This window comes from Candidatus Eremiobacteraceae bacterium, assembly GCA_036511855.1.
Classification (GTDB): Bacteria; Vulcanimicrobiota; Vulcanimicrobiia; order Eremiobacterales; family Eremiobacteraceae; genus JABCYQ01.
Genome location: DATCBN010000027.1, coordinates 58,910 through 66,686, shown reverse-complemented (window position 1 = coordinate 66,686; position 7,777 = coordinate 58,910). Strand labels below are relative to the sequence as shown.

Below are 7,777 nucleotides of genomic sequence, written 5' to 3'. Positions count from 1 at the left end.
CGTACGATTGGAAGACGTCGTCGACTTCGAGAATGACGCCGCTGAAGCCGCCGGTCTTTTGAGGCCGCGATTCCGGCGCATCCTTTGTCAGCGTGAAAGCCGTCTGCGATCCCGATGGTGCCACTGTCACCCAGCGGCGTTCGCCCATCGGCACGTCCATGGTCTTTTCCCACCCTAGCTTATTCGTGTAGAAGTCGACTGCGCGGTCGATGTCGTCGACGGTCAGCGTCACTACCGAAATATACATGCGCTCGATCCTTTTCTTGAACTTATGAGGGACGCGGAAAATTCAACCGCCGGCATCCGCACCCTTCTGTGAGGACCCCGGGACGTTCCGGATCATGTCGATGTTTGATATTCTTCATACGGATCTAACACGGGCCCATCCTAAGTAGCTATCGCTTCTACTAAGACGAAGGGTCAGGCTCCCGGACTCGGCGCAGCGGTAACTGTCGCGCTCGGAATTGTGTCCGCTGGTATTGGCGCGGGGGTCTCAGTTGTTGGCACGCCGCAGATCTTCTGTGGACGGCTAACAAGTGATCCGTACTTTTGTCCCTTGATCACCTGAACGTCCTTATTGGAATCGAAGAGCCCTTGGCGTCGACGGTACTCCGTACGGTCAAATGTCATGGCGATCGTGTCGCCGCAGAAATTGAAAACGGAGTCGACGCTTACTCGCAGATTTGCGGCCTTGTACCCAAAGCCAAAACCGCTATCGCTTTCACCCGCTTGACTTTCCAGAACCAGCCCCTCCGCTGCATCGCCAGCCTTTGCGACTACGTACCCAGCGACGACGACGTCTTGTGTGACTACATATTGGATTTTTTCGCCAGTGTGAGCGGCGTAGGAAGATAGCCCTTCGAGCGTCGTGACGACGATAATCGTATCTTTGGGAACGAAAATAGTTGCGGTACCTTCGGGTGCTCCGACCACTTCGGGCTGACCGGACGCCGATGGAATCGGAGAGGGGGCGGCGCCGAGCAAAACCGATAAGACGAGAATCTCTCCACTAATGGCAATCGTTAGAGCAAAATATGGAAGCATGACATTGTTCCCCAACAATCGACCGACTTTGCTGAGCACGGTTCAGCCAAGTATATCACACTACTTTGACCCATAAGCGGTCCACCCAATTCGGCCGACCGCCCAACCGCCGGCAACGCCGGACCCAACCTTGCGCCCCATCGAGTTCGCCGGCGTCGCGGCCGGCGCAGTAGTCACGCTATTTTCACGCCACGCGCGACAACACCGTGGTCCAATCCATCGAGTTGTCATCCGACGCACCGTTGCGGATAGTGGGCTCGACGAATGCGAGCATCGTCGTGGCCCTTCTGCCGTTATTTAGCGGGATACGATGAATCGTACAATCGCCAAAGCTGAGATGCGAGCGCCAGCTGCCCTGACGCGGTGGATCGCGCGAACGTGCGCAATTCATTGTGCGTGAATCCATCCATCGCGATGGCGGACATCGCGGCGCCCGTCGCGCTGTGGTGAATCGCGACGGCTAGAAACGCACGATCGAAGTCCGGTGCGTCCGTGAGGTAGCTCGGCGACATGTCCATCCTGGGCATTTGCGCGTGATCGGTCATCATCGCCATCGCCGGCACGCTCGACCCGTACCACGTCTTGTACCAGCGCCCTAGAAGCGCAATCGCGCTCGTATCCTTCGCGCCGACCGTCGTCTCAAGCACCCGGAGATCGTGACGCTTCGAGAACTTCACCGCCAGTTGGGCGAGTTGGACGCCCATGCGGTCGTGCGCGACCAACATGATAATGAAATGACGATCGTCGATCATCGGCTTGGGCGTCGGCTTTGCAGTTGGAGATGCCCTGGGCATCGGGGTAGGCGCAGGCGTGGCGGCCGCCGGCGCGGTGGTGGGCATGGCGGCGGCGCCCGTCACGACGACCGTCAACACCATGTTGGGATGACCGGCGCCGCAAAACACGCTGCAGTGCACCGCAAATGTGCCCGATGTTTTCGGCGTGAACGACACCTCGACAAATTTGCCCGGTTGGATCATCGTGCTCGAGATTCCGAGGTCATCGGACGCGATGCCGTGCGTGCCGGATGTCGATATCAGCCGCAACGTCGTAGGTTCGCCGGCATTCACCGTGATGGTCGCGGGCGTGAACTTCCAGTTCGACGCCGCAACATCGATCGTCGGGTGCGCCAGAACCGGTGCCGTGAATACGAAGATCGCGAATGCGCTCATCCCGACAGACCGGCCACAGAGCTTTAGAAGATGACTCATGATGATCTCCTGTTGAGCCGCGAGCTCGACGGTGTGACCACCGATTGCGGGCGCCGCGCGTTGAAGCCTGCGTTTGCGCCGCGACGAGGACTAGTCCGTCGGGTTATTCACAAACGCACGCTTGGCTGAGCATGAGTATTACATCCTTGTTGGTTACTATCCGATATACGCCGGCGCGCCAAGAGCAAACCTATATAGGATCGACCGATCTTGCTAGAGGCTATACGCCGTCACGTTGCCGTTCTCGTCCGACATGTAGAGCCAACCTCTTACGACGATCGGACTCTCCCAGTGGACGTTTCCGATGCTTCCGCCTGCGGATTGCTGCGAACTCGACCACACTTCGTGTCCAGTGCGCGCGTTGAAGGCGTTCACCGCGCCGCTCGTCGCCGCGAAGACGATTCCGTTGGCGACCACCGGCGAAGTGCCGCCGACCTGCGCAGTCCACACGTGTTGCAGCGTGCTTCTGCCGTTGACGGTGACCAGCTGCAATGCCGTGACCGCGGAAGCGCTTCCGACAAATAGCCACGTCGTTCCGTCTCGGTCGGTCCAAACGGCCGGGGCCGTGAATATGCCCTCGTTCAAGTTGTAATCCTGAAGTTCGCCGCCCACGCCGCCCAAATGCTTGCGATTGAGAAGTTTGAGCAGGCCGTCTTTTCCGCCCTGAACGGCCATGAGCGGCGTGTTGCTCGCCGGCTGCTTCGGAAGCATCACCGGCGCCGAGCTGCTGAGATCGACGTCGCCGTTCTCCAGTTGCTGGTAATTGGTCGGCGTAAACGTGTCCACGAGGGTCGATCCGTTCGCACTGATCGCGAGCACCGAATCGCCATAATCATGTCCACCCTGATTTGCGTTGAAGTCGCCATTGCCGGTGGAGACGTATATGCGGCCGGCCATCGACGGATCGGGATCGACGACCGCGCCTCCGCGCGCCCAGATGCCGGCTTTTGTCTGAGCACATTCGCCGGGAGTCCGGATCAGATGATGGATGTCGTTGCATAGCGCGTTGACCACGTGCACATGTCCGCTCTGCAAGCCCAGGGTGACGACGTGACCGTCGTACTGCCCGGCGTCTCCAAAGTAGCCCGATGTCTCGGCATACAAGTAGCCGTTGGCCACGTTCAACGCGGACGCGTCTTTTTCAATCTCCGGAGACCACGTGATGCGCAAAGGAAATCCGTTGCCGCGAAATTCCTTGCCGGTTGCCGCAGCGTACTTACGCACGTGGGCATCGACACCCGGTGCGTAGATCCACTGCCCCGATGGGTCCGCAGCGGGCATCGATGAGGTGATGTTCACTCCCTGTGTCGTGCGCTTCCAAACGATCTCGCCGCTGTAGGCGTTCACAGCATATGTCGTTCCCAGGCGAGTCTCTTGGTATAACACGGGCGACGTGCTGTTCGCCGAAAGCGGCACGTTTGCGATGAGAATCGGTGCTCCATCCGCCGTGGCGTCGTACGTTGCGACCCATCGACGGTGCAAGTGCCGGACATTTGCAAGAGAGATCGCAGTGTCGCCTGCGGCAAATCCGCTTCGGGCCGGGTCGCGATCGAACACGGGCCAATCGGCCAGCGCCGGCTGGGTCGGCGCGACGCCTGCGATGATTCCGGATACGATTGTGGTGATGGCGGTTGTTGCTCGAATCCAGTTCACGATATGCACCTCGCAGGCGAGAGTTGCAACGGACTGCCGGACGATTTTGACAACGCTGGTGTTTTCGTCCTGTCGCGCGTAATGTGGGACCGATGTTTATCATCGGTCAGGCCGATCATGAAGGTCGGCCCCACAGAGAAGGTTGGCCCTACAGCAATAAGATGGACCAAAAAATGAGGCCGACCATAAAGGTCGGCCCCACAGAGAGAGTTGGCCCCACGGAGTCGCCCTTACGAGTCCATCTCGCTGAGCGGATCCGGCACGGCCGGACCGGCGTCACTGCCCGGCATCGCTCCGACGCCGGCCAAATCGCCGTCGGTCGCACCGCCGCCGAACTCGGCGTCGAGCTCCGCGAAGATGTCGACTTCGCGATGGCGCGGCACGCCTTTGCCCCAGACGTCGACCCCACGATAGATCGGCATGCCGGTTCCCGCCGGGATCAGCTTGCCGATGATCACGTTTTCCTTCAGGCCCAGCAACGGATCGTACTTGCCTTCGATGGCGGCTTGCGTCAGCACGCGCGTGGTCTCTTGGAACGAAGCTGCCGACAAGAACGACTCGGTGGCGAGCGACGCTTTGGTCACGCCGAGCAACACGGTGTCGGCCTTGGCCGGCGCCTTGCCTTCGGCGACATGTTGTTCGTTTATGTGGTGGAACTTGTCGGCATCGAGCATCTGACCCGGAAGCAGACGCGTGCCGCCGCTTTCGGTGACCTTCTTCTTGCGCAGCATGCTGCGCACGATGACTTCGATGTGCTTGTCGTTGATGTCGACGCCCTGGCTCTTGTAGACCTTCTGCACTTCTTGCACGAGGTAATTCTGCAGCGCGGTCTCGCCCTTGAGGCGCAAGATGTCGTGCGGACTCACCGAGCCGTCGATGAGCGAATCGCCGGCCACGACTTTGTCGCCGTCGTGGACCATGAGATGCACGTTGAACGGAATCTCGTAGATGTGCTCTTCACCCTGATCGTCGGTGACCACCACTTCCTTCATGCCCTTTTCTTCTTGGATGTGGATGGAGCCGGTCTCTTCGGTGATGATGGCCTGGCCCTTCGGCTTGCGCGCTTCGAAGAGTTCCTCGACGCGCGGCAGACCCGTGATGATGTCCTCGGACGCGACGCCGCCGGTGTGGAACGTGCGCAGCGTGAGCTGCGTGCCCGGTTCGCCGATGGATTGAGCCGCGATGATGCCGACCGCTTCACCGATGTCCACCTTGCCGCCGGTGGCGAGGTTGCGACCGTAGCAGACAGCACACACGCCGACGATGGCATCGCACGTGAGCACCGATCGGATCTTGACATCCTTTACGCCGGCATCGACGATCGCTTGCGCGGTGTCGTCGTCGATCTCAACTCCGGAACGCACGAGGAACTTGCCCGGGTGCGCCGGATCCGGAATGTCGTCGATCGCGAAACGTCCGTTGATGCGGTTGAACAGCCCTTCGATGATCTCTTTGCCGGATGCGATATCGCGTACGGTGATGCCGCGCACCGACTTGCAATCCTCTTCGCGCACGATGACATCTTGCGCGACGTCGACCAGACGGCGCGTGAGATAGCCCGAGTCCGCCGTCCGCAGCGCGGTGTCGGCGAGACCTTTGCGCGCGCCGTGCGTGGAGATGAAGTATTCGAGCACCGTCAAGCCTTCTTTGAGGTTGGCCTTGATGGGAATGCTCAAGATACGGCCAGACGGGTCGGCCATGAGGCCGCGCATACCGGCGATCTGCTTCACCTGCGCGATGGAACCACGCGCGCCCGACGTCGCCATCATCAAGATGGGATTGAGCCGGTTCTGTCCGGCCAGCAGCGCTTGCGTGACCTCTTCGCCGGTCTTCGTCCAGATGTCGATGGTCTTCGTGTACTGCTCGTCGTCCGAAAAAAGTCCCGTCCGGTAGAGCTCGTTGACTTGGTCCACGGCTTTGTCGGCCTTTGCGATGAGCTCGTATTTCTTCGCCGGAATCACGATGTCGGCGATAGAGACCGTGGTGCCCGAGATCGTCGCGAACCGGAAGCCCAACGTCTTAATCGAATCGAGGAAGCCCGCCGTCTCCGCGTTGCCGTACTTGCGGTAGCAAGCTGCGATGAACTTCGTCAAGCCCTTCTTGTCGATGGTGTAGTTGACGTACGGATGGTGCCAGTGCTCCGGCAGCGCCATGTTGAAGATGAGCCGGCCCATCGTGGTCTCGATGCTGTCGCCTTGACGCCGGACGCGGATCGGCTCGTGCAAGTTGATGGCCTTGCAGTCGTACGCGATCTCGGCTTCTTTTTCAGAGAAGAACGAGCGCGGCACGGGATTGCCCGCCTCGTCCAACCGGCTGGGCTCGGTGCCCGCCATCGTGTGATCGATGGTCAGGTAGTACAGTCCGAGCACCATGTCTTGCGACGGTATGGACACCGGGTTGCCGAATGACGGCTGCAGGATGTTGTTGGCGGAGAGCATGAGGATGCGCGCCTCCGCTTGCGCGCCTGCGGAAAGCGGCAAGTGTACGGCCATTTGATCGCCGTCGAAATCGGCGTTGTAAGGCGTGCAGACCAACGGATGGATCTGAATCGCCTTGCCTTCGACCAACACGGGCTCGAATGCTTGGATGCCGAGCCTGTGCAGCGTTGGGGCGCGGTTCAGTAAGACCGGATGGTCTTTGATGACTTCATCGAGCACGTCCCAGACTTCCGGCCGGACGCGTTCCACCATGCGCTTCGCGCTCTTGATGTTGTGCGCCTGACCGCGGTCGACGAGCTTCTTCATCACGAACGGCTTGAAGAGCTCGAGCGCCATCTCTTTCGGCAGGCCGCATTGATGCAGGCGAAGATTGGGGCCGACCACGATGACCGAGCGCCCGGAATAATCCACGCGTTTGCCGAGCAGGTTCTGCCGGAAGCGGCCCTGCTTACCCTTGAGGATATCGGAAAGCGATTTTAGCGGACGGTTGTTGGGCCCGGTGACCGGGCGGCCACGGCGTCCGTTGTCGATCAGCGCGTCGACCGCTTCTTGCAGCATGCGCTTTTCGTTCTTGATGATGATCTCGGGCGCAGACAATTCGAGCAGCCGCTTCAACCGGTTGTTGCGGTTGATGACGCGCCGGTAGAGATCGTTCAAGTCGGACGTGGCGAACCGGCCGCCGTCCAACTGCACCATCGGACGCAATTCCGGCGGTATGACCGGCACGCACGACATGATCATCCAGTCCGGCTTGTTGCCGGAATTGAGGAATGCTTCTACTACCTCAAGGCGTTTCACGGCCTTGATGCGCTTCTGACCGCTTGTGCCCTCGAACTCGCCGCGCATCTCCGCCTGCAGCTTGCGCAGGTTCAGTTCGCGCAGCAGCTCGCGCACGGATTCGGCCCCCATGCCGGCTTTGAACGCGCTGCCGTACTTGTCGCGGTATTCGCGGTATTTCTGCTCGGTGAGGATCTCGCGCGGCTCGAGCGGCGTGCCCCCCGGATCGATGACGATGTACGCCGCGAAGTAGATGACCTTCTCGAGCTGGCGCGGCGACATGTCGAGTAGAATGCCGATGCGCGACGGCACGCCTTTGAAATACCAGATGTGCGAGACCGGCGTGGCGAGCTCGATATGCCCCATGCGTTCGCGGCGCACTTTCGCGCGCGTGATCTCAACGCCGCAGCGGTCGCAGATCATGCCTTTGAAGCGGATCCGCTTGTACTTGCCGCAATGGCATTCCCAGTCCTTAGTCGGACCGAAGATCTTCTCGCAGAAAAGTCCGTCGCGCTCGGGTTTGAGCGTGCGGTAGTTGATGGTCTCCGGCTTTTTCACTTCGCCGAAAGACCACGCACGGATCTGCTCCGGGCTTGCCAGCCCGATGCGCATCGCGTCGAAATTGTTGACGTCTAACATCGTTGCCATGAATTACGC

4 protein-coding genes and 1 pseudogene are annotated in these 7,777 nt (G+C 60.2%); all 5 read right to left on the bottom strand.

Annotation, left to right across the window (positions count from 1 at the left end; translation table 11 throughout):
* A partial coding sequence (locus tag VII69_04295; GenBank protein ID HEY5094322.1) for a VOC family protein occupies nucleotides 1-247 on the bottom strand: 247 nt, incomplete at its 3' end.
* Nucleotides 248-420: 173 nt separating this feature from the next.
* A complete protein-coding gene (locus VII69_04290) occupies nucleotides 421-1,083 on the bottom strand; it encodes a hypothetical protein (GenBank protein HEY5094321.1) in 663 nt (220 codons plus the stop codon).
* Nucleotides 1,084-1,337: 254 nt separating this feature from the next.
* Nucleotides 1,338-2,252, bottom strand: coding sequence for a DUF305 domain-containing protein (locus tag VII69_04285; protein ID HEY5094320.1), 915 nt, complete (start codon nucleotides 2,250-2,252; stop codon nucleotides 1,338-1,340).
* A gap of 213 nt (nucleotides 2,253-2,465) precedes the next feature.
* Nucleotides 2,466-3,905: a PQQ-binding-like beta-propeller repeat protein gene (locus VII69_04280; protein ID HEY5094319.1), complete on the bottom strand. Its 1,440-nt coding sequence runs from the start codon at nucleotides 3,903-3,905 to the stop codon at nucleotides 2,466-2,468.
* A 419-nt stretch (nucleotides 3,906-4,324) separates the two neighbouring features.
* A pseudogene (gene rpoC, locus VII69_04275) lies at nucleotides 4,325-7,759 on the bottom strand (DNA-directed RNA polymerase subunit beta').
* Between the last annotated feature and the right edge of the window lie 18 nt (nucleotides 7,760-7,777).

What these genes read in the sequence shown, in the direction of transcription:
- VII69_04285 (HEY5094320.1), bottom strand. Translation starts at nt 2,252, where the DNA reads ATGAGTCATCTTCTAAAGCTCTGTGGCCGGTCTGTCGGGATGAGCGCA.